This is a genomic window from Kocuria subflava (genome assembly GCF_012163155.1).
In the GTDB taxonomy this organism is placed as follows: Bacteria; Actinomycetota; Actinomycetes; order Actinomycetales; family Micrococcaceae; genus Kocuria; species Kocuria subflava.
On sequence record NZ_JAAVUN010000082.1, the window covers coordinates 1 to 1229 of the forward strand.

1 protein-coding gene is annotated in these 1229 nt (G+C 67.0%); it reads right to left on the reverse strand.

Annotated elements, in window-relative coordinates:
- Positions 1-13 precede the first annotated feature (13 nt).
- A protein-coding gene (locus tag GTW58_RS13040) for an IS3-like element ISPfr10 family transposase (RefSeq protein ID WP_168023555.1) occupies positions 14-1164 on the reverse strand; the annotation gives its coding sequence in 2 pieces (ribosomal slippage) (positions 14-894 and positions 894-1164; 1152 coding nt in all).
- Between the last annotated feature and the right edge of the window lie 65 nt (positions 1165-1229).

Below are 1229 nucleotides of genomic sequence, written 5' to 3' on the forward strand. Positions count from 1 at the left end.
TGGGCCGCCCCCTTCATTCGGTCCGGTCGCTCTGTGAGTCGTCGGTTTCGATTTGATGGGTGCACTGCCGAGCGTACTGGGCCGGGGGTAGGTAGCCGAGCGATGAGTGCCGACGCTGATGGTTGTACTCGGTCTTCCAGTCGCCGATCACGACCTGGGCGTGCAGCAGTGAGTAGAAGCTGTTGATGTTGAGGCACTCGTCGCGGAGGCGGCTGTTGAACGATTCGACGTATCCGTTGTGCCAGGGCGAGCCGGGCGGAATGTAGAACAGGCCGGTGCGGGTACCCGCCCAGTCGGCCATCGCGTCGCTGATGAACTCGGGCCCGTTGTCGCTGCGGAGCACACCCGGTGCTCCGCGGACGGCGACGAGCTCTTCGAGGTGGGCGGTGAGCCGGTCGGCGGTGATCGACCGCTCCACGAGCCCGCCGATGCATTCGCGGGTGTGCTCGTCGACGATGGAGCAGATCTTGATCGGGCAGCCCCGCTCGTCGACGTCGAACTGGAAGTCCACCGCCCATACGAGGTTCGGTGCGACCGCCGCCGGGGCGTCGACGGTCGAGGATCCGACACGCTTGCGGCGTCGCCGCTGCGGGACGCGGAGGCCTTCGGCTCGCCAGAGGCGTTGGATCTTCTTGTGGTTCACCGCCCAGCCCTCACCCCGGGCGTCGTGATACGCCCGCCGGTACCCGTAGCGGGGATGCTTCTTCGCCCACGCGCGCAGCCAGTCTCGCAACGCGCGATCAGGGTCGGCGACCGTGTCGCCCTTGAGCGGGCGACGGTACGCGGACCTGCTCAGCCCGGCCAGACGGCACGCCATCCGCTCGCTCACCTGCAGTGTCCTGATCAGGTGCGAGACGGCGGCGCGGCGCCTGCCCGGGCCTAGAAGTTTCCCTCGGCCAGCTCCTTGAGCGCGGCCTTCTCCAGCTCCGCTTCGGCCAGCAATCGCTTGAGCGTGGCGTTCTGCTTCTCCAGCTCCTTGAGACGCTTCGCGTCGTCGGCCTTCAGTCCGCCGTACTGGTTACGCCACCGGTAATACGTCTGCTCGGATATCCCAAGCTCCCGACACACCGCGGCGATGTCGCTGCCGTCGGCGAGCATCCTGTCGGCCTGCCCGAGCTTGCGGACGACCTGCTCCGGGGTGTGACGCTTCCTGATGTTCGACATGATCTGACCAGTCTCCCTGCCCGCAACCACGGGCGACAGGACGACTCCCAGAACCACCGGACCTA